Source organism: Enterocloster sp. (assembly GCF_057861365.1).
On the sequence record NZ_DBMACH010000007.1, the window covers coordinates 133,980 to 152,429 of the forward strand.

The 18,450-nt window shown below is 43.3% G+C and carries 21 protein-coding genes and 4 pseudogenes; 7 read left to right on the plus strand and 18 right to left on the minus strand.

What is annotated here, in order from left to right:
- Positions 1-249: 249 nt before the first annotated feature.
- Positions 250-1,455, plus strand: a complete 1,206-nt coding sequence (locus tag ACZM6M_RS09635) for an AAA family ATPase (RefSeq protein ID WP_118562450.1) — start codon at positions 250-252, stop codon at positions 1,453-1,455.
- Between the two features lie 75 nt (positions 1,456-1,530).
- On the opposite strand, the pseudogene ACZM6M_RS09640 reads toward ACZM6M_RS09635, so the two are convergent.
- Together ACZM6M_RS09640 and ACZM6M_RS09645 are read right to left on the minus strand one after the other, a co-directional pair.
- Positions 1,531-2,242, minus strand: a pseudogene (locus tag ACZM6M_RS09640) (phage replisome organizer N-terminal domain-containing protein); the annotation flags it as partial.
- A gap of 113 nt (positions 2,243-2,355) precedes the next feature.
- Positions 2,356-2,754 (minus strand): cysteine-rich VLP domain-containing protein, encoded by a 399-nt coding sequence (locus ACZM6M_RS09645; protein ID WP_118719142.1) that lies wholly within the window; start codon positions 2,752-2,754, stop codon positions 2,356-2,358.
- Positions 2,755-2,880: 126 nt separating this feature from the next.
- Between ACZM6M_RS09645 and ACZM6M_RS09650 the strand changes: the two genes are divergently transcribed.
- A complete protein-coding gene (locus ACZM6M_RS09650) occupies positions 2,881-3,159 on the plus strand; it encodes a type II toxin-antitoxin system RelB/DinJ family antitoxin (protein ID WP_005924829.1) in 279 nt (92 codons plus the stop codon).
- Positions 3,156-3,446 carry a type II toxin-antitoxin system YafQ family toxin gene (locus ACZM6M_RS09655; RefSeq protein ID WP_118586877.1) on the plus strand — a complete coding sequence of 97 codons (291 nt, stop codon included), beginning with the start codon at positions 3,156-3,158 and terminating at the stop codon, positions 3,444-3,446. Before ACZM6M_RS09650 ends, ACZM6M_RS09655 begins: the two co-directional genes overlap by 4 nt.
- 251 nt (positions 3,447-3,697) lie before the next feature.
- On the opposite strand, the gene ACZM6M_RS09660 is transcribed toward ACZM6M_RS09655, so the two are convergent.
- The 6 genes and pseudogenes from ACZM6M_RS09660 to ACZM6M_RS09685 form a co-directional block, all read right to left on the minus strand.
- Entirely contained in the window at positions 3,698-4,711 is a 1,014-nt protein-coding gene (locus tag ACZM6M_RS09660) for a MobA/MobL family protein (protein WP_489490262.1), read from the minus strand.
- Positions 4,629-5,036 (minus strand): annotated as a pseudogene (locus tag ACZM6M_RS09665) (RNA polymerase sigma factor). The gene ACZM6M_RS09660 and the pseudogene ACZM6M_RS09665 overlap by 83 nt, the downstream one beginning before the upstream one ends.
- Positions 5,037-5,556: 520 nt before the next feature.
- Complete coding sequence (locus ACZM6M_RS09670) at positions 5,557-5,742, minus strand: cysteine-rich KTR domain-containing protein (RefSeq protein ID WP_118656229.1); 186 nt, start codon at positions 5,740-5,742, stop codon at positions 5,557-5,559.
- Position 5,743: 1 nt separating this feature from the next.
- Entirely contained in the window at positions 5,744-6,166 is a 423-nt protein-coding gene (locus ACZM6M_RS09675; RefSeq protein WP_489490264.1) for a YjdF family protein, read from the minus strand.
- A complete protein-coding gene (locus ACZM6M_RS09680) occupies positions 6,163-6,687 on the minus strand; it encodes a PadR family transcriptional regulator (protein WP_489490266.1) in 525 nt (174 codons plus the stop codon). Before ACZM6M_RS09680 ends, ACZM6M_RS09675 begins: the two co-directional genes overlap by 4 nt.
- A 69-nt stretch (positions 6,688-6,756) precedes the next feature.
- The gene (locus ACZM6M_RS09685; RefSeq protein ID WP_489490268.1) at positions 6,757-8,133 is read right to left on the minus strand and encodes an MATE family efflux transporter; all 1,377 of its coding nucleotides are present in this window, start codon (positions 8,131-8,133) and stop codon (positions 6,757-6,759) included.
- Between the two features lie 214 nt (positions 8,134-8,347).
- On the opposite strand from ACZM6M_RS09685, the gene ACZM6M_RS09690 reads away from it, so the two are divergent.
- Entirely contained in the window at positions 8,348-8,869 is a 522-nt protein-coding gene (locus ACZM6M_RS09690; protein WP_176256125.1) for a PadR family transcriptional regulator, read from the plus strand.
- 141 nt (positions 8,870-9,010) lie between these two features.
- Positions 9,011-9,301: an XRE family transcriptional regulator gene (locus tag ACZM6M_RS09695; RefSeq protein ID WP_489490270.1), complete on the plus strand. Its 291-nt coding sequence runs from the start codon at positions 9,011-9,013 to the stop codon at positions 9,299-9,301.
- Here the strand turns inward: ACZM6M_RS09695 and ACZM6M_RS09700 are convergent.
- The 5 genes and pseudogenes from ACZM6M_RS09700 to ACZM6M_RS09720 all read right to left on the minus strand — a co-directional run bounded on the left by ACZM6M_RS09700 (position 9,274) and on the right by ACZM6M_RS09720 (position 12,137).
- Positions 9,274-9,705, minus strand: coding sequence for a hypothetical protein (locus ACZM6M_RS09700; protein ID WP_489490271.1), 432 nt, complete (start codon positions 9,703-9,705; stop codon positions 9,274-9,276). The genes ACZM6M_RS09695 and ACZM6M_RS09700 overlap by 28 nt on opposite strands.
- Positions 9,706-9,721: 16 nt before the next feature.
- Positions 9,722-10,075 (minus strand): TnpV protein, encoded by a 354-nt coding sequence (locus tag ACZM6M_RS09705; RefSeq protein ID WP_118562452.1) that lies wholly within the window; start codon positions 10,073-10,075, stop codon positions 9,722-9,724.
- A gap of 26 nt (positions 10,076-10,101) precedes the next feature.
- A pseudogene (locus tag ACZM6M_RS09710) lies at positions 10,102-10,470 on the minus strand (DNA recombinase); the annotation flags it as partial.
- Positions 10,471-10,856: 386 nt separating this feature from the next.
- Entirely contained in the window at positions 10,857-11,798 is a 942-nt protein-coding gene (locus tag ACZM6M_RS09715; protein WP_243036271.1) for a DUF5301 domain-containing protein, read from the minus strand.
- Between the two features lie 42 nt (positions 11,799-11,840).
- A complete protein-coding gene (locus ACZM6M_RS09720) occupies positions 11,841-12,137 on the minus strand; it encodes a hypothetical protein (protein ID WP_118585098.1) in 297 nt (98 codons plus the stop codon).
- Positions 12,138-12,301: 164 nt separating this feature from the next.
- Here ACZM6M_RS09720 and ACZM6M_RS09725 point away from each other — a divergent pair, with 164 nt between their 5' ends.
- Together ACZM6M_RS09725 and ACZM6M_RS09730 are read left to right on the plus strand one after the other, a co-directional pair.
- Positions 12,302-13,063 (plus strand): CpaE/TadZ family protein, encoded by a 762-nt coding sequence (locus ACZM6M_RS09725; RefSeq protein WP_489490274.1) that lies wholly within the window; start codon positions 12,302-12,304, stop codon positions 13,061-13,063.
- Positions 13,064-13,666: a hypothetical protein gene (locus ACZM6M_RS09730; protein ID WP_489490275.1), complete on the plus strand. Its 603-nt coding sequence runs from the start codon at positions 13,064-13,066 to the stop codon at positions 13,664-13,666. It abuts the gene before it with no gap.
- A 161-nt stretch (positions 13,667-13,827) separates the two neighbouring features.
- Here the strand turns inward: ACZM6M_RS09730 and ACZM6M_RS09735 are convergent.
- The 5 genes and pseudogenes from ACZM6M_RS09735 to ACZM6M_RS09755 form a co-directional block, all read right to left on the minus strand.
- Positions 13,828-13,992: pseudogene (locus tag ACZM6M_RS09735) on the minus strand (IS630 family transposase); the annotation flags it as partial.
- A 244-nt stretch (positions 13,993-14,236) separates the two neighbouring features.
- Positions 14,237-15,460 carry a DUF401 family protein gene (locus tag ACZM6M_RS09740; RefSeq protein ID WP_118585092.1) on the minus strand — a complete coding sequence of 408 codons (1,224 nt, stop codon included), beginning with the start codon at positions 15,458-15,460 and terminating at the stop codon, positions 14,237-14,239.
- A 93-nt stretch (positions 15,461-15,553) separates the two neighbouring features.
- Positions 15,554-16,765, minus strand: coding sequence for a MalY/PatB family protein (locus tag ACZM6M_RS09745; protein WP_118585090.1), 1,212 nt, complete (start codon positions 16,763-16,765; stop codon positions 15,554-15,556).
- A gap of 69 nt (positions 16,766-16,834) precedes the next feature.
- A complete protein-coding gene (locus ACZM6M_RS09750) occupies positions 16,835-17,926 on the minus strand; it encodes an APC family permease (RefSeq protein ID WP_489490278.1) in 1,092 nt (363 codons plus the stop codon).
- The gene (locus tag ACZM6M_RS09755) at positions 17,923-18,174 is read right to left on the minus strand and encodes a hypothetical protein (protein ID WP_489490279.1); all 252 of its coding nucleotides are present in this window, start codon (positions 18,172-18,174) and stop codon (positions 17,923-17,925) included. The genes ACZM6M_RS09750 and ACZM6M_RS09755 overlap by 4 nt, the downstream gene beginning before the upstream one ends.
- Positions 18,175-18,450: the final 276 nt, after the last annotated feature.

The following is an 18,450-nucleotide window of genomic DNA, read 5'->3' on the forward strand; positions in this document are numbered from 1 at the left end:
CTCCAAACTAAATAGATTTGATTTTTTAATTACACTAATTAGACGTATTGAAACCCTGAAAAGTTTCAAAAGCTCTAAAAATTTTTTATTAATTTTTTAATGGCTATCTGACTTATGAATAAGGTCGTAAAAAGTCGCAAAATTATCGTTTTATAATCCATTTCATAAATTTATTTCCTTGTATCGAATATATAACTTGATGTTTTGATTTTTTGTGGTCATACTATAGGGGAAAGGAGGCTTCCAATCATGTTATGCCAGTTTACTTTTCAAAATTTTAAGTCTTACAAAAATGAAACTACTTTAGATTATCAGGCTGCAGTACTTCCTGAATTCAAAAATACACTGATCACTGAGACTTCTGCCTCTGATCTTCTGCCAGTTAATGTCGTCTATGGCCCAAATGGCGGTGGAAAGTCAAACCTGTTGCAGGCGCTTGCTTGCGTCATCTCTACGATCGTAAAACCGGTGAATGAATTAGGGAAAAACAGACAGGGTTTCATCCTCCAGCAGAAAATTGATGCAGTTCCCTTTCTGTTTGATGAGATTTCCAAAAATGAACCGATCGAATTCCGGATATTTTTCAGGATTGAGAAGAATGAATACTGCTACTATCTCGCCTTAAAAAATGATGAGGTTATATCGGAATCCCTTTACAGAAAAGCAGTCACTGGGAAGAAAACTGCCATGATTTTTGAACGTGAGGCTGACAGCATTTCCCTTGGCTATACGATTAATAAAAAAAGCCTGAACACCAGCATTAACCCTAAGATGCCGTATCTTTCTTTCCTGGCCATTAACTATGACATTCCGGTCATCAGCGAGGTTATTACATGGTTTGAAAGCTGCATTATCCGCAGCTATGCAAATCCCGTAGTGGAACATCAGATTCTGTTAGCCAAAGATGCGCCATATAAGGAGCAGTTCATCCGCGCTTTAAATGATATGGATATTGATATCACCGGGTACCGCTATGATGAAGATACAAAGCAGCTCTTCATGCAGCGCACGTTATCTTCCCAGGAATATGAATTGCCATTCTCCCAGGAATCCGATGGAACCAAGAAGCTTATCGCGGCCCTTCCGGTGATCTTGCTTGCCCTCAGAGAAGGACGCATGGTGATCATTGATGAGCTGGATGCAAAGCTTCATCCGAAGCTTTTGCGCTATGTCATTTCCCTGTTCAAAAATAAAGAGATCAACAAATATGGGGCCCAGCTTTTATTCACATCCCATGATATGTATACTTTAAAAAATACCATATTCCGCCGTGACGAGATCTGGTTTGCCGCGGAGAATGCTTCCCACGAAAGCGAAATCTATTCGTTGCATGAAATCCGTGGGGAAGATAACGACCGCGTCAAAAATACCGCGGCCTACGATAAGCAGTATCTGGAAGGACGCTATGGAGCTGATCCATACCTTTCCAACATGCTCAGAGGTGATTTCGCATGAGTTTAAAACCTCCAAAGAAAAGCGACCTTGATAATGGCTGGATGAACGCCCGGATTTCTGCGGTAATCTCAATCGTACAGTTTCATCCTCCTTTACGCTGTCATCCCGGTTGCATGAGTGTGTGACCGTTTTTTTAACGTCCTCACAGGCCCAACACCGGATGGTTGCTGCATGGCTCTGATACCGCTTGCCGGTAGAAGCCATGTACTCGGACAGCTTTTCGATGTACTGGCCCCATACAGTGGGAAAGCTGGCCTGTAAGTCTGCCAGTTCCCCGTCCGTCAGAAAAACATTCTGGTAACGGCCATAGGTATGGGAAGGGTGCCCTGTTTTAGGGCGCACCTTCTCTATCTCTTTCTCTAACTCTATCTCTGGTAGACGAATGTCGGAAAATGTCCGCCACTTGTCCGGAGCGCAGAAAGAGCCTTGTTTTGGAGCTTCGCAGCCTCGGTAGAAGACTGGCCTATTAAAAGTTCGATGTTGCTCATGTAGAATGTGCCGCTGTCCAGCACCTCCACAAGACCCAGCTTCAAAAAGATCTGCAAGGCTCTCTCCTCTCCACAGTGCCAATCTGCTGGCGGGTAATGGTGGCGATCATCTGCGCCGTGTAGGGGATGTCCTCGTCAAGCTGGAGCCATCCGCCATGTTTCAGCGATTTCAGATACAGCTTGAGCAGAATGTTGGAATACAACACACCATCCTGCATACTTTCCAGCAGCACGATGGAATCATCGTCAAAATAGTTTTCTTTGAGTTTCAGGTAATAATATTTTCGATTGTCTGACATAGTGTTCCTCCTTTGGGGTTCTCTTGGAATTCTGTACACATTTTAAGGCTATTTTAGAGGTCAGAGGATAAATCTATCAGACTGCCTTTGACACCCTCGAAAAAAGCCTTGATTTACAAGGGTTTTTCAGCCCCTAAAGCGTGACATTTCTCCCGTTGTTTCCGCTTGCACTTTGCGGCGTTGATCCGCTTCATGCGTGCGGCACATTCCGGGCAGTATTTGGCCCTGTTAGAACCGGGGGTAAACAGCGCCTCGCATACGGCGCATTTCTTTGCATTCATCCGATGGAACAGCGCCGTTTCCAGTTCCTTATCCTGCGGCAATATCGCCGTCCGAAACCACCTGCACAACAGGGAATAGGAAATGGACTGGACACAGACACATTCCTTCCCATCGTCCAGGGCGATACAGTTTCCGTCGATGTAGTTACAGCACTCATGCACCAGCCTCCGCACTCTGCGGTACTGGCGGTAATCCATGACGGGGATAGGTTCAGTCTTGTTGTTCTTCATAAATGAGTTCTTTCATAAAGCCGATAACCTCCTTGAATGAATTTATTGTTAAATATTCGTGCAAAGTATTGTTTTCTTCGTGCAAATGGCATATACTATAATTGCCAGCAGAAAGGGGTTGATCGTATGGCTGGAAATACCACAAACATCAGTATCCGCATGGACGCAGATTTGAAAGCACAGGCGGACGCACTGTTTACGGAACTTGGCATGAACCTGACTACGGCGTTTAACATCTTTGTGCGCCAGTCGCTTCGTGAAGGTGGCATTCCCTTTGAAGTAAGGCTGGAACAGCCGAACAAAGAAACGGTTGCTGCCATGCTGGAAGCGGAAAGGATTGCAAAAGACCCATCTGTAAAGGGCTACAATGACCTTGACGAGTTATTTGCTGACCTGAAACGATGAAAGAAACCAAATATACCGTCAAGTACACGACCAGTTTCAAAAAAGACTACAAACGAGCCATCAAGCGTGGCTTGAAGATCGAGCTGCTGAATCAGGTCGTAGCATTGCTGGCGATGGGCGAACCACTGCCGGATAAGAACCGTGACCATGACCTGTGCGGCGATTGGGCAGGCCATCGGGAATGTCACATTCTCCCGGACTGGCTGCTTGTCTACCGCATAGAGGATGATGTTCTGGTGCTGACGCTGGCCCGCACCGGCACACACAGCGACTTGTTCGGCAAATAAACAGTCTGCCGCCGTATGGGGAAACCTGTACGGCGGTTTTTCTGTATGCAAAAGAGTGTCGTGAAACGCGACGCACTTGACAGGGGTACGCCAAAACGCGGTAGCCCTTACCGCTCCGGCTCCCGGTCGTGAGACTTGTCCCGTTCCTGTCGGGACAGCTGCCCGGCGATTTTGCGGAGCCGTTCCACTGCTTTCAAATCCTCCAGCATGGATTTCATGGCAAGCGTGTCCGTCTGCTTTCCAGCGGCCAGCTAATCTATTTCCCGCTGCCATGCCTTCGGAGTGATTGCCTCGCCGTTGTCTTTCAGTTCTTTCAGATACCGGGGCGCTGCGTCATAGAGGATCAGTTCCCGGCTGTGGCGCTGCTCAAACTGTTCCCGCTTTTCCGGCTTTACTTTGGCAAGCTGTTTGTGGATGGCCTTATACTGGTTGTACTGTTCCCACATCTCCCTGCGTTCGGTAAGGGTGGCAATCCGGCGCTCAGCCTTGACGATCTTTCCGAGCAGATCATAGTAAGGGCTGTTCATATCAGCGATTTTTTCATGGAGCTGCTGCATAGACTGGATGCCGTTTGCCTGCAAAAAGCTGAACAGTACAGCGCTTTCCTGCAAGGCCCGGATTTTGCCGGTACGGGTGCGGGAAGCGTTCAACTGCTGCTGGGTCTCCCACAAGACGGTCAAGCTGCTTTGCTGCGTTTGTGGTTTTTCCGTTTCGGCTTTCGACCAGCGATAAAGACGGGTAATGCGGGCTTTGATTTCTTTCAGCAGCTTGTTGTCAGCGGCAATCTGCCGATTTACCTCCCCCTTGTCGGTACGGATTCCGCGCTTTTCCATTTGGCTGGCAGCTGGCCCCAGATGGACAGAGGGAATCTTATCAATGCCCTGCCGCTTGTAGCTGCGATGGTCAATGCGCTCCGGTCTGCCGGCAGATTCCAACGCCCGATTGGTGTAGGCCGCCCACGCTGCCCGCCAAATCTCCACATTTCCTTTATCGTTCCAGTCGGTCGTATCCTCTCTGTGATTTTTCCAACCGCCTTTCCCATCCGGGATACGCTGTCCATTCTCGTCCAGATCGTATGCCTTGCGGCACTTTGCGCCCCACTGTCCATTTTCTTTTAGAGGCCGGAGCGTCAGCATGATATGGACATGAGGGTTGCCGGTTCCCTTGTCATGGATAGCAAAGTCAGCACACATTCCTTTGTCTACAAAGTTGTCCTTCACATAGGCACGCACATGGGTGATACACAACCACTTTGGAGCAGCCACATAGCATACCGATCTCCGCAAGGCTCAGTCCGTCAAGCGCATAGAGCAGGAACCAGCAGCGCTAGGCTTCGGTACAGGTGTCCAGAACAGCCATCAGCTCATGTAGCGTTTCCACGCGGCAAAGGTATTCCTCCGGCGTTTCGCCGTAGGCCCCTACACCCTCGGTGATAATGATGTACTCGTCAAACTCCCGGCCATCCCAATGCCGTCGCTGTTCATGGAACAGGTTCTCCGTTTTGTGATCGACCCGGTCAAGAAATTCATAGACTTCCAACGTGACCCCCACGGTCACAGCTTGTCCGTTATAATTGATGGTAACTTCCATCTGCCTTTCCTCCATTCAGATTTTTTGGGTAAATCTGAATGGGGTGGCGGGAAACGGCACCGGGGATAAAGTTCGGGCCATGCTGACCCGATGTTACGGCTCCATAGAGACAAAAAAGCGCCCGGACGGTATAATGCCATACGAGCGTCAGGGAATATATTTTGCTGTTTAGCTACATGGTATAATGCATACTTCTGACCGCATTGCTCCGCTGCTGGGAACAGGCTTTTTTTAGCTTGTGCAGATCATGAGTACTGTGAAAAAAGGCAAAAATAGACCCGGCGGCAATCCTCCTATATGCCGCCGTGGATTTACACGGTGTTAGGTCGTCGTTGGTTTAGGGGAGACGAAAAGAAACGGTGGCTCTGAAAATCAAAGCCGCCGCCAGAGTATGTAGAGTAAGCGCACAAAATCAACCTGCCCTGCCACGGTTTTTTCTTACCCCGTTGGGCGGGGCAGGTTCTCGTTGTATATTAAGATAAAAAAGAACCGATAACCACAAGTAAACTTACCTTGTGTATTATCGGCTCTGCGTCTGTGCGTCTGGCTCTTGGACGATGGATAAATTTAGTTTTCTTACTGTAATCAGGATTTCATGTTTGCATTTAGGACAATATAATGGAAAGTTTTCCAGTACTGTATCATCGCGGATTTTCAATCGCGTTTTGCTGCCGCAAAAGGGGCATAAAATCCATTCTATCTTCATGTTATCTTCCTCTGTGCTTAGTTTTCTTCTTTTCCTGCCGTATGGCAAACTGACGGTCTTTCTCCGCCTCTTTCTGCTCACGGCTCTTGGTTTTCCGTTCCAGCTTACATTGCTCATGCTGGAGTTTCAACGCCTTCTGTGCCTTTGTGCCAATGCCTTTATCTTGCAGTTGACTTTGAATTTCGCGCTGCATTCGTTTGGGATTGATTTTTCGCTCTATGGCTACTTCGGTCTGGATCGGTGGACTGAATTTCAATTTATGCCAATTCTTCAGCAGAAACTCATAGACCTCATAGTCTTTGGGCTCTGAACCAAAAGTGATTTTACATACCTCGTACTTACCGTTATCAGTTCTTTCATATAGGCCGATCCAAAATGGAACTTCAAACAGGATGGTCAAACTGCTTTGGGGGGCTGTGCTCATTCTTTTAAGAACTGCCCTTCAAAGTGATCCAGCCATTCCAAAAGGGCGCGATAGAGAAGCTGCTGCTGCTCAAAAATCGTTCTCCCAACCAAAGGAATGTCTGTAAATTCCCGCGCATGGCCCTCGTTGGATTCAGCCGAGGACTGTATGCTCCGGCGCAAAGCCGAAACCAGCTCCAACGCTTCGGTCTTGTCCATCTTGTTCAAATTGGTAATGACCACATTGAAATCGAATAGCAAGGGTACTGGGCCAGCGGCATAAGAGGCCATCAGCTCCTTGAAATACGCTCTGCCCTGATCGGTAATAGAATAAATGGCTTTATCCGCAAACTTATCGCCCTTGACAATATCGCTTTGCAGATAACCCTTTTCGCTCAACTGGAGAACCTTGCGATAAATAGAAGGTACGCTTATTTTTGTCCAGCGGGAAAAATGGTGGTACTCCACATCCTTTTGAATGTCATAGGCGCTTTGCGGTTTTTCCAATACAATACCAAGTATGACTAAATCGATTGACGACATAACTACACCTCCAACTTTTACTATTGTCAATAGTACTATTATTGATAGTAAAAGTCAAGGGGAAATACATTATATATCCGAATTGGACATAACCTGTTTTTCAGCCATAGACAAGTCCCGATGAAGGTGTAACGCCATAAATACAGTGATAACTACGGAAATTACATCTGCGATGGGTTGGGCATATAGGATTCCGTTCATTCCCCATACCATAGGTAGCAGCAAAATGACAGGAACAAAGCAGACACCTTGTCTACATGCTCCCAAAAAGAAACCTGCCGCACCTTTACCCAAGGCAAGGAACAAAGAGGAGTAAACCGTGTAGAAACCAAAAAGAATGAATGTGATCCCATTTGCAAACAGTGATTTTTGACCCACTAAAATCATTTGATTATCTCCCTCAGTAAATTGAGAGATAATCTGCGTAGAAAAAACGGCCATCACCAAGCCTACGACTAAGCAGAAACTTGTAGACCAAATGATTGAGGTTTTGATTGCTTCGCGCAGGCGATCAAACTTCTTTGCCCCATAGCTGAATCCAGCAATAGGCTGGAACCCTTTCAGAAATCCAAAGACAACAAGAGTTCCCATAGAAGTAACTCGCGTAACCGCCCCCATGCCTGCAATGACCGAATCGCCATAATTGCTGGATGCGCGGTTAATTAGCGCAATCGAAAGACTTGTTAGCAGTTGGAACACCAAAGTGGGAACTCCAATTTTCAAAATTTCCGTTATCATTTGCCTCGTAGGAGAAAACTCTTTTATGCTGAACGAAAATACGCTTTTTTTGCGCAGAACATAGGTAAGATAAACAAGCGTGGATACCATTTGCGAAATTGCTGTGGCGATTGCTGCACCTTCTACTCCCATGTCCAAAGTATAAATGAAAAGAGGGTCTAATCCGATGTTCAATACGGCTCCCAATAGCAAGGCACACATGGTCGTTTTTGCTGCACCCTCGCTACTTACAATATTGTTCATTGTTACATTAAATACATTGAAAACACAGGACAGCACATAAATTCTTGCGTATGTCAAGGCATACGGCATAATTGTTTCCGTCGCGCCCAACATTACCAAAATTGGTTTAAGGAAAATCGCAGAAAGTAGGATGATAATAGCACCAATCAGAATACTGCTATACAATGCGGTGCTTGCCACTTTATCAGCGGTATCTTTATCTCCGCGTCCCAATAGTCTTGACAGATAAGATGCGGCTCCGTTACCGAACATAAGACCTAAACCAACCACGACTTGTCCCAACGGAAATACGACAGAAATAGCACCCATTTGACTTTTGCCCAAGCCACTCACAAAATAGGCATCCACCAGATTATAGAGTGCATTGATCAACATCCCAATCATAATCGGTATGCCGAGAGCCATCAGCGCTTTTGGGATAGGCGCACTACCCAAAAGCTCAAGTTTGTTGTTGCGTTCATTCATTGTTAATACTCCTTTCGCTTCTTTAAGTATAATTTATAGTAGTATAAATTATAGTATACTACCGTATAAATCATAGTACTATAATTTATAGTATATGTCAAGAGAAGTCAGGCGTTTTATCTTGACAAAGAGTATAAAATCTAATACTATAATTTATAGTAAATTTGACAGTATTCTTTCATGCAGAAAGCATAGTGAAAGGGTGTGATTCCACATGGCAACCATAGATTTAATCGTGTTGGGAATATTGAAAAAGGAGCCAATGAGCGCCTACGATATTCAAAAGTTGGTAGAATATAGAAACATATCCAAATGGGTAAAAATCAGCACTCCATCCATTTATAAAAAAGCCATTCAGTTAGAAGAAAAGGGGCTAATCCGAGGCGAAATCGTAAAGGAAGGGAAGATGCCAGAAAAAGCGATTTATTCCCTGACGGAAGCCGGAGAAGCAGAATTTGAACGGCTCATGTTTGAGATTTCTGGAAAACCTATTAACATTTTTCTGGACTTCAACGCTGTTATTGTGAATTTGGATTCCTTGCCACCTGAAAAACAAAAATCGTGCATAGCAGAAATTGAGGAAAATATTAGTACTTTAAAATCCTATCTGGAACATAATATACAGAAAAAAGAAAATGAGCCCAGTATTCCCGCAACAGGTATGGCTGTTTTGCGTCAGCAGTATGTACTGGTGGAAGCAATCCAAGCATGGATTGCTTCATTAAAAGAGAATTAACAATAAATCATTATGCGGAAAGACCAGCAACTTTGAGTGGCGCTGGTCTTTTATATATGAATTATAAACTTCAACTAACCTGCATATAGTAACATTCAACGGGAAAAGTATGAATTATACAATGTAACCGGGTGATGTTATATGGCGAAAGTTGAAGATTGTCCCGGTTTTGAAACCTTCGGTGCAGATGTCAATGTCGCACGAAAAGCAAAGCGTCTGGCACGAAAAACATTGGCGGAAATGGTCGGGATTGAATGGCGGTATCTTGCCAACATTAAAGATCAAGGTGCGATTCCGAGCTTGCCTGTGATGATCCAGTTGATTAAGATCTGCGGACTTCCCGTGGAACGGTATTTTAACCCGGAGATCATGCGGGAAGAAAGCGAACAGCGGCAACGGGTCAGTCACAAGCTGAAGCTTTGCCCTGAATAATACCTGCCGATTATTGAAGGTGCCATAGACGGGGCGCTCAAAATGGAACAGACTGCGAAGCAGAAGGAGGACGCATAATCGCGGCCTCCTTCTGGCGTTTCTGTATCAAGTTTCCCGGCACTTTTCCAAAAATTCCCGACACCTCTGCTGGATTTCTCCGTTTCTGTCACAGTCAGGTCACGGTCATTTCCGGTAATCTTATCTTCCAGAAAATTAGCGTATGTACCCAACAAAGCGTTCCGTAAATCATCCGGGGTTTTCTGTATGTCGGCGCTGTACCAATCATTCCGGTGGGGTTCCCATGCCATCAATGTATAACCGTGGCTAGTCTGAACCACCGCATACAGAGGATCATCATCCAGATATGCCTGAAACACTTTCAAAACCTTTTCAAAGGTCAGCATTTCCCACACCTCCCATTTAGTTGCAAATCAGTTCCCTGATCAAAATTTTCTCAATCTGTGCCGTTAATGTGTTCATCAGCCCCACCCAACGCATAGGGTCACAGGCTTTCAGTTCTTCCGTAACACTCGCAGTCTCCATCATGTGAGGCAATATGGTGTCCACGCGCTCCTGCGATGTCCGGTCAATCTCTAACAGATGTGGATACAGCTTCTCGCTCATCAGCAGTTGGTTGTAGAGAATGGGGCGATGTTTCTTTAGGTAGGATTTTCTCATCCTGCCGTACTTGCCGATAGAAGTTTCCGGCTGCGCAGAAAGTTTTAGGTTGGGTATATCATAATCTCCACAACGAATGTAAGTCAACTTACCCATATTCATTCTCCTTTGCTCCGTGATGATTAGACTGCTGCGCTGGCTACTATTCCGCATTTGCGCGGTTCTCCTTTTGATAGCTGCCAGCCCGTAGAAAAAACACCTTTTTTCATATTCTCAGCCCGGATCAGGGCTTTCTTAGCGTCCATTTCCGCCCTTTTCTTCGCCTTAATTTTGTCCTCATACCGCTTCTGTGCACCGTTGGCTTTCCGCTTCAAATAGTTCTGATAGAGCCTATCCTTGCGTTCTTCTTTTTTTCGCAGTTCTTCCTGTTCCTCCGTGGATAAAAGAACCGGCTGCAAGGATGGTGGGATATAGCGTTCCAAAAAATTGAAGTAGATTTCAATTTCCTGCGTGATGTCCTAGCTGTCTTTTCGGGCGCGTTCGTGGGCAAGGACTTCATGAAGTCCTACCACATCCATATAAACACAGGTCAGCCGTTCATACCCTGTAGCCTGAAACATACGGATATCCCGTTCATACTTTCCTCGGTTATACAGGCCCGTCAATGCATCGATATTATAACAATCCGGTGTTTTCTCATGGCGCTGAAGAAGCTCCAATTCCTTTTCTCCCTTTTCGGAAAAGTGTTCCCGCTGTTCATTTCCCCAATTTTAGTGTATATTCATACATTTCTTAATTTTTCGAGCAATTTGAGCAACTGTATCTTGGATTTTGCCTACTGAATATTGAGAAAATTTAGGCTGAGAATTGAAAAAAGGCTATCCCTTTATTGAGACAGCCTTTTGAATTTAATTCGACTTATCTATCGTTTATTCTCTCATTCAGATTCTTCTCTGTATTCAAAGACGAACCACTTTTCATTCATATAAATTTCTATTGTATCGTCTGCCCCATACTGATAACCAAATCCACTTCCAAAATTAGACTGACTATCTTCTGTTGGTATTTCAGTTCCATCGACAGTTGATGTTATTTCTCCATCCATAGTGCCACAACGTGCATCCATGATGCTTTCTCTCCCTGTATCGTAGTATAATTTACCATCTATTCTTACCATAGGTATTCTATCCCACATGGCATTTGCTTCTGTCTGTTCTATCACGGTAATTTTATAAACCTCTCCTAATTGTGCAGGATATGATTCCATTATTTCTCCGTTATAGCTAATTTCTACGAAATCTCCAATTTGCAATTCAAGGTTCTCTTCGTTTGATATATAAAACTTATCTGCTGAATCAAGTTCCAAAGAACCATCTACCGGTTTTACTATTATTGAATCATGATTCGTTTCAATTACCGATGCCTGAAATGTTACCATTAGCGGTCTATTATCTGCCGAAGCAAGCATTTCAGTTATACAATTACCTAAAGCAGGCGTTGGTTTATAAATTCCTTGATATGGCTGTTCTACATATTCGATTCCTTTATCTACATAGTAAAAAAGAGTAGTTCCTGCCGCCCCATCACAATTTATATTGATCGTAATAGAATCTTTGTTGACCGGTGCATCATTGATTGATTGCTGACTGGTTGTTTCCATATCCATTAGCATAGATAAAAATTCATCAATAAACTCCGTAGCTTCACCTTCTGTGTTAGGTGACATAGCATATTTGTCACCGTCAGAGACACCAATCGATACAATATCCTCTCTGGCTGGCAATCTAATAGGATTCCCCTGTTCTTTTCTTCCACATGCACATAACATAATTGAAACAAAGTAGCAAAGACAAACAATACTGCATAATTTCTTTTTCATGGTCATAATCCTCCCCAAAATATATTTCGTATTATACGTTATCTAAGTGTATATTTCAATGTGTGGGAAATAGCCGGAACGTGTTTTTATGCATTGTGAATGCATGTTTATAGGCTCGTTTTCAGTGGGTACACAATTCCGAAAAGGGAGTTCCTTTTCATCAAAGTACACCGTCTGATTATTGCCCGGGTATTCTTCCCCTTTTTGATTTTTCAAAGAGATTTCTATCTCCAAATCCCCGCTTATGAGAGGATACTCCAGCCCCTTCTTCTCAATATATTCTGACATTATCTGCAATGCGCTTTTTAAGCTGCAGCCCTTTTTACATATAATTTTCATTCCATTTCACCTTCTAAATGGCACCGACCACTTTCATCTCAAAAGCATTATACCGCTTAAAAAAATTATCACAAGTTGCCTTATGGTAAGCGAAGCGGGTTTACTATTAGACAGAACCACTCTCCTGAGATATAATATCCTTAAGATTTCAAAAGGGGAGTTTTATGAATTCAGAAAAATATATGAGCCATGCCGTTGTATCACTTATTTCGGCCAAAGGGGGAGTTGGAACCTCCACATTAACCAAAGAACTGGCGATTGCATTTAGTAAAGACGTTTCCGTCTGTCTGGTTGATATGGCCCTCTCCTGCCCTGCCCAGGAAACACTTTTCCGCATACTTCCAACACGTACAATGGAATATCTGTTTAAGCACAATGCGGGGGATCTTTCCCCTCTGTACTGGCAGGATCTGGAACCCTATCTTACGCCTGTCCCCGGTCGGAATATCCATCTTTTATCCGCCAAACAGGTGAAAGGAGCATACCATCTGCCTCTCAATCGGATCATACAGCTCATTTCTTCTTTGAAGACTTATTTTGACCTGATTCTTATCGATACCGATATGGCATCCACGGATGCTTCCGCAAAACTTATGGAAATGTCGGACCTGGCCCTGCTGATCACAGATGATACGGAATGCTCAATTAAAAACAATCAGCGCTTTCGCCGACTGCTGACCCAAAAGCAGGTCAGTTACGATCACATGCATGTGATCGTAACTCAAATTAGGAAAGAACAACGAATGTACTCGGATCAGGAAATAGAGGAGCTTTTTCACATTCCGATTCTTATAACGCTGCCGTACTATGACCAGGTCTGGAAATATAATAATTCTTACCTGTCACTATATGAAGATCCGGAAAGTCCGCTCCACCCCTCCCTGTCATCATTGGTTGACCGGCTTTCCAAACTTCAGGAGAAATAAATGATGCTTTTAAATAATGATCACGGTCATCCCCTGCCGGATGCCCCAGTGTTTTACAGTGTTCTTTCGAAAAACAAACAGGAGCTACGGGCAGCAGCCAGGGCGAACCGTATGATGAAACGCTTCCACCTGACAATCCCCTATATCATCGCCTGCCTCATGGCTTACTATGGTTTTTTTCGCTACTATCCGCAGTTAAAAACCAGTTTTTTAGGTATATGTATCCTGTATTATGCCGCGGCGTATTTTATCCGCTGGTATTTGGAACCACAATATACCCTGTTCCTTTTGCGGCATCGGCCCTACTACCTCGCAGAATCGGATACGTTTCTCTTTTTTACCTTATATGGGTTAGAAGATGAAGACGGAAAACTGACTCAGGCCAGAGATTTGGCTGTTCTTTCCTGGATCCAGCGATGTAAAAAGCAGATCCCGGATAACAGCCCGGTCCTTCGTATTATCCAAAACAGAACTTTTAAAGATCCAGAGGAAGAAAAATATATTCCGATCAGTTTATATGAACTCATTCTCCGGCAGCTTGCCTTTCAAAATCCGGATATTTTAAATGGACTGAAATATTACAACCGACAATGTGATAAATAGGAAGAGGATCTCCAGCACCCTCAAAGCGTCCGGATATCCCCTTTTCAATCTATTCTTTATTTCCTATAATAAAATAGTCGCAATACTCGCCACCGTTCGCCAGCGTCTGTTTCTGGTGCAATATGCCATGCTAGTACATCGAATATTAAATTGTTGATAGTTTAAATAGTGGCTGCCTCATCCGGATCAATTTCATCCATTTTATATGTCCAATGATAAACAATCGGGTCAGCATTGATCTCATCGAAGTAGCGATATATTCGTTCCGATAATTCCTCTTTTGAATTGACACGAATGCCTTTTAACATCTGCTTAGTCATTTTGCTAAGTAATATACAGATGAAAAACTGAAACGAATGAAAAAACAGATACAGACCTTTTAAGTACATTTCATTATTTTACGGCAAACCTTCCAGAAAGTGGATAATATCTGCATTTCTGGAAGATTTTCTTCAAGTGGCAAACTCGGCATATAGCATACATACTTTCTGTAGTCAAATTCTATCTTTCTGCATACACCCTGACAGGTCATATGTTATCAGTTTTCCGTGTCATGAAATCTTTTCCATCTTAAAATCCCATCATACTAAGCAACCCATAATAAGCAATGGCGATCAGCGTAAATAAGGCAACCATAGGAGTCGTTTTACGTATCATGCTTCCCAGTGAGATTTTGTAATCTTCCGAGCAAAGAACCAGGCATATGTGAGTAGGAGAAATCTGCATTGCCACATAACCGATACACATTAAAAGTGTAAACAGCGCCAGTCCTGTATGCCCTGGGGTGATCACTTCCATTGCCATAGGCATACATAATACAATGATCGCCTGTGTTCCCGCTACAATGGTTCCAAAGAGGAACAGAAGCACAAATACAAGGAATGTAGGGATCGGCAGCGCAGAGAAAAACTCCGGCAGTGATGTGATAACACCTGTTTCTGTAAGCAGCTCCTTGAAGATCATGATCAGCAGTGTACTGAGCAGTAGTCTGGTCTCAAAAGCAGTACGGATAAACGGAACCAGTTCTTTTCCATTAAAATGGTTTACAAATACATTTAATAAAATACAGATCCACACTGCGCCCCATACAGGCAGGTTAAAGATCAGGATCAATGCAATAGTCAGTGCAATGGCCCAGATACTCTGTGCCAGAAGCTTCCAGTAATACCCTTTTGGCTGATCCGGCACCATTCCTGTATCCTTAGGCACCCGGCGTAGATAAAAGATCCAGCCTACAGCAAAAAGTGCCGCTACCATAGGCAGCATAGCTAAAATAAAGGTTCCTGCACTGACACGGCCTTCTGTAATCCCCAACGCAATAAAAATGCTGGTATAAGTAGGCACAAAAGCTTCTGATATATGGCGGAAATAAGATGTGATACATGCCTGTTCCGGCACGCTAAGGTCAGAATCCTTTACACTTTCCCGAACAATAGGGCCGCAGATCAATACTGTGCTGGCAGCCGGAAGCATACCTAAAAGAAAAGGAACGATTGAAGCATTTACCCGGTTATTATTAAACAGGCCGTTCATTGCAACCTGGGCATTGCTTAAATTTTTTCTTTTCTCCATCATTCTCTGCAAAAATGTAATGGAATAAAATACTACCAGCGTTTCAACGGTAGCTCTGGCTGTGGCGCCTTTTATGATTCCGTGAACCGCTACATCTGGCGAAAGGCCATACAAAAAGATTGTTGCAACAGATGCCGCGATCACAGCCATCCACATAGGCTTTTTCATCCACATAACACCTATGATCACACAAAATACAAGTACCAATTTTAAAATGTCCATCTACTACACATAGAAACTGCTGCAAAACAGTTTTCCTATTCTGCAGCAGTCCATATCTCCTTTCTGTTTCCAGCTCAATCCTTCGTCTTTTGCTTACTCCACATTAAATACGTACTTGTCTAAACGATGAAATGCCTCCTGTACTCTTGAAAGAGGAAGTGCCAGATTAATACGTAAATGGCACGGGCCATGGAACATACGGCCATCCTGGCATGCAACACCTACATCCCATGCTGCTTTTTCCACATCTTCAATGGTCTTGCCATGCTTTTTACACCACTCTGTACAATCTACAAACAGCATATAGGTTCCTTCTGGTCTTCCAACTGAAACTCCTTCAAAATGATCTTTAATATAATTGCAGGCAAAATCAATATTTTTTGTGATCACTTCACAAAGCTCTTCTACCCATTCATAGCCTTCCGGCTTATATGCGCCGATAAGGGCATGCATGGAAAGTACATTCATGCTATTGTAGTGGGATAAAGATGCCTCTTTGTCTACGCGCTCGCGAATATGCTTATTATAAATGATGTGATAGCTTCCTACAAGTCCTGCCAGATTAAAAGTTTTACTTGGTGCATAAAGAGCCACTGTACGCTGCTTTGCATCTTCAGACACACTCTGGGTTGGAACATGCTTATGTCCGGTTGTAATAATATCAGACCAGATTTCATCAGAGATAACCATTACGTCATGCTTTTTGTAGATTTCCATTGCCTTTTCAATCTCCCAACGTTCCCAAACACGACCACATGGGTTATGAGGAGAACAGAAGATTGCTGCATGGATCTTATTCTCTACGATCTTCTTTTCCATATCATCAAAGTCCATACGCCATACGCCGTTTTCATCTTTTACCAGGTCGCTGTGGACAATGTGATATCCATTATTGGTCAGGCTGTTTGTAAAACCAATGTAAGTAGGTTTATGTAAAAGAACGTTATCTCCCTTTGAGCAGTATACATTTAATGCAGTAATCACACCACCAAGAACACCATTTTCATAGCCAATGCACTCCGGTGTCAGCCCTGTTACATCATTTCTTGTCTCATGCCATTTAATGATAGAATCCAGATACTCCTTGCGGGTTGAAAAATAACCATACGCCGGATGTTTTGCACGTTCAATAATTGCCTCTGGAATGGTAGGTACTGTAGGGAAGTTCATATCTGCAACCCACATCGGAATAACATCAAATCCTTCTTTTGGTGGCTTTGGTGCCATTGGATTTTGTCCCAGTGCCTCTACAGCAATTGCATCCTTTCCCATACGGTCCATAATAGATGTAAAATCATACTTCATAGTTTTTCTTCTCCTGTTCGTATCATATTATTTGTAAAAAATATTTATTTTTTTAACTTATCCTATTTTTTATGCCTCTTCGTAACTCACCTCTACAGTTGCCTTTTTCTCACGTACTGTACCAAAAACAAATGCTACTACAATCACAACAACATTGATCAGCAGTAAATTATGGGAAAGTCTGCTGGCATTCAGATAAATATTAAAAGCAGATGCTACTGAACCAAGTACAGTTATCAGCATAAGCACACTCTTGCTACAACGGAATCTGGATTTATCCCATGCTTCTGAAACAACAGACGGGAGTTTAAATACAGAGCAGTTGATCATAAATGTAATAACACCATTAGCAACCAGACACATATTTCCTAAAATAGAAACGCTTAATCCGGTAAGGATACATACAACACCGATCACATAGAGAATGCCTAAAAGAACGACCGGAGTATTCCATTTTGAAAGTTTTGCAAGGTTATGAGGAAGCCATCCATCATCACATGCCTGCATGATAGGCTTTGGCGCCCAAGCAAACTGGGAGTTTAAGGTAGAAATCAGCGCAAATCCAGCACCGCAAAACATAAAGAATACGTAAACAGGGCCCGAAAGGATCTCTTTTGCTACAATTGACAGATTCTCGCCTGCTACCTGCTCTACAGGAAGAACGCCTGCTGCAACAACAGCTACGATACCATAGATAACAGCTACACAAAGGGTAGAAATGATCATAACCATCGGAATATCTCTGGTTGGCTTCTTTGCCTCTGCTGAAAGATTTACAATACAGTTTGCGCCACCTACTGCAAAGGTTAAAAGTCCTCCAGCCTGGAAAAGCCCCATCATGCCGCCAGTCATCCAGGAATCTGCTGCCATATATCCAGGTTTTACTTCTCCTACACCAAAGGCAGCAAAAGCAGCTAACGCAATTACCAAACATCCTACGATCAGATTCTGCACTTTTGCAAATTTATCAATTCCAAGGCAGTTAAGAATAAAGAAAATAGTCAGCACTACCAATGCAACTACACGTTCATTACCAAAACCAAATAAAGAGATAAAATAACTTGCAAATGATAATGCATACATGGAAAGACTTAAGTTTGAAAATGTAAAAATAAGACTGTATGCTCCCGCGTATTTCTTACCGGTAAGCATAGTGATCATTGTATATTGCCCCCCCCCCTAAGACGGACGGTGCCAGCTATAAATACGAGCGGTGCATACTGGCATATCGTGATCACAGCTGCGATCAAAAATGCTACTGGTACAGAACGACCAGTCATGGCTATTGCTGCTCCTAACAGCGTCATAATACCTGCACCGATGATCTGTCCAACTGATGCTCCCATTAAATCCCAAAAACCAAGACACTGCTTTAATTGTTTTGTTGAACTCCCTTTACACTCTGCCATATTTCTCTCCTTTTTTTCGTCTGTACCTCCCTTCTCCTGACAGGCACAGATGGACTGTAGCTTTGGGATACTATCATACGTCTATAATAGTATTCCACTTTTCTTGTATGTACTAAATTATTAAGCTGCTTAATTTTTAATGTACTTTATATATAGTACATTTTATTCAATAAATCAAGATATATTTTAGATTTTTTATAAAATATTTACATCGTCATTTTTAGATTTCTTTTCTTTTTACATAGTAAAGGCAGATAATGCACATTTTTCTGCATC

What these genes read in the sequence shown, in the direction of transcription:
- ACZM6M_RS09705 (WP_118562452.1), bottom strand. Translation starts at nt 10,075, where the DNA reads ATGGGTAAGTTGACTTACATTCGTTGTGGAGATTATGATATACCCAAC.
- ACZM6M_RS09700 (WP_489490271.1), bottom strand. Translation starts at nt 9,705, where the DNA reads ATGCTGACCTTTGAAAAGGTTTTGAAAGTGTTTCAGGCATATCTGGAT.
- ACZM6M_RS09650 (WP_005924829.1), top strand. Translation starts at nt 2,881, where the DNA reads ATGGCTGGAAATACCACAAACATCAGTATCCGCATGGACGCAGATTTG.
- ACZM6M_RS09675 (WP_489490264.1), bottom strand. Translation starts at nt 6,166, where the DNA reads ATGAGCACAGCCCCCCAAAGCAGTTTGACCATCCTGTTTGAAGTTCCA.
- ACZM6M_RS09635 (WP_118562450.1), top strand. Translation starts at nt 250, where the DNA reads ATGTTATGCCAGTTTACTTTTCAAAATTTTAAGTCTTACAAAAATGAA.
- ACZM6M_RS09745 (WP_118585090.1), bottom strand. Translation starts at nt 16,765, where the DNA reads ATGAAGTATGATTTTACATCTATTATGGACCGTATGGGAAAGGATGCA.
- ACZM6M_RS09720 (WP_118585098.1), bottom strand. Translation starts at nt 12,137, where the DNA reads ATGAAAATTATATGTAAAAAGGGCTGCAGCTTAAAAAGCGCATTGCAG.
- ACZM6M_RS09755 (WP_489490279.1), bottom strand. Translation starts at nt 18,174, where the DNA reads ATGGCAGAGTGTAAAGGGAGTTCAACAAAACAATTAAAGCAGTGTCTT.
- ACZM6M_RS09685 (WP_489490268.1), bottom strand. Translation starts at nt 8,133, where the DNA reads ATGAATGAACGCAACAACAAACTTGAGCTTTTGGGTAGTGCGCCTATC.
- ACZM6M_RS09670 (WP_118656229.1), bottom strand. Translation starts at nt 5,742, where the DNA reads ATGAAGATAGAATGGATTTTATGCCCCTTTTGCGGCAGCAAAACGCGA.
- ACZM6M_RS09740 (WP_118585092.1), bottom strand. Translation starts at nt 15,460, where the DNA reads ATGGACATTTTAAAATTGGTACTTGTATTTTGTGTGATCATAGGTGTT.
- ACZM6M_RS09655 (WP_118586877.1), top strand. Translation starts at nt 3,156, where the DNA reads ATGAAAGAAACCAAATATACCGTCAAGTACACGACCAGTTTCAAAAAA.
- ACZM6M_RS09730 (WP_489490275.1), top strand. Translation starts at nt 13,064, where the DNA reads ATGATGCTTTTAAATAATGATCACGGTCATCCCCTGCCGGATGCCCCA.
- ACZM6M_RS09750 (WP_489490278.1), bottom strand. Translation starts at nt 17,926, where the DNA reads ATGATCACTATGCTTACCGGTAAGAAATACGCGGGAGCATACAGTCTT.
- ACZM6M_RS09680 (WP_489490266.1), bottom strand. Translation starts at nt 6,687, where the DNA reads ATGTCGTCAATCGATTTAGTCATACTTGGTATTGTATTGGAAAAACCG.
- ACZM6M_RS09645 (WP_118719142.1), bottom strand. Translation starts at nt 2,754, where the DNA reads ATGAAGAACAACAAGACTGAACCTATCCCCGTCATGGATTACCGCCAG.
- ACZM6M_RS09715 (WP_243036271.1), bottom strand. Translation starts at nt 11,798, where the DNA reads ATGAAAAAGAAATTATGCAGTATTGTTTGTCTTTGCTACTTTGTTTCA.
- ACZM6M_RS09690 (WP_176256125.1), top strand. Translation starts at nt 8,348, where the DNA reads ATGGCAACCATAGATTTAATCGTGTTGGGAATATTGAAAAAGGAGCCA.
- ACZM6M_RS09695 (WP_489490270.1), top strand. Translation starts at nt 9,011, where the DNA reads ATGGCGAAAGTTGAAGATTGTCCCGGTTTTGAAACCTTCGGTGCAGAT.
- ACZM6M_RS09725 (WP_489490274.1), top strand. Translation starts at nt 12,302, where the DNA reads ATGAATTCAGAAAAATATATGAGCCATGCCGTTGTATCACTTATTTCG.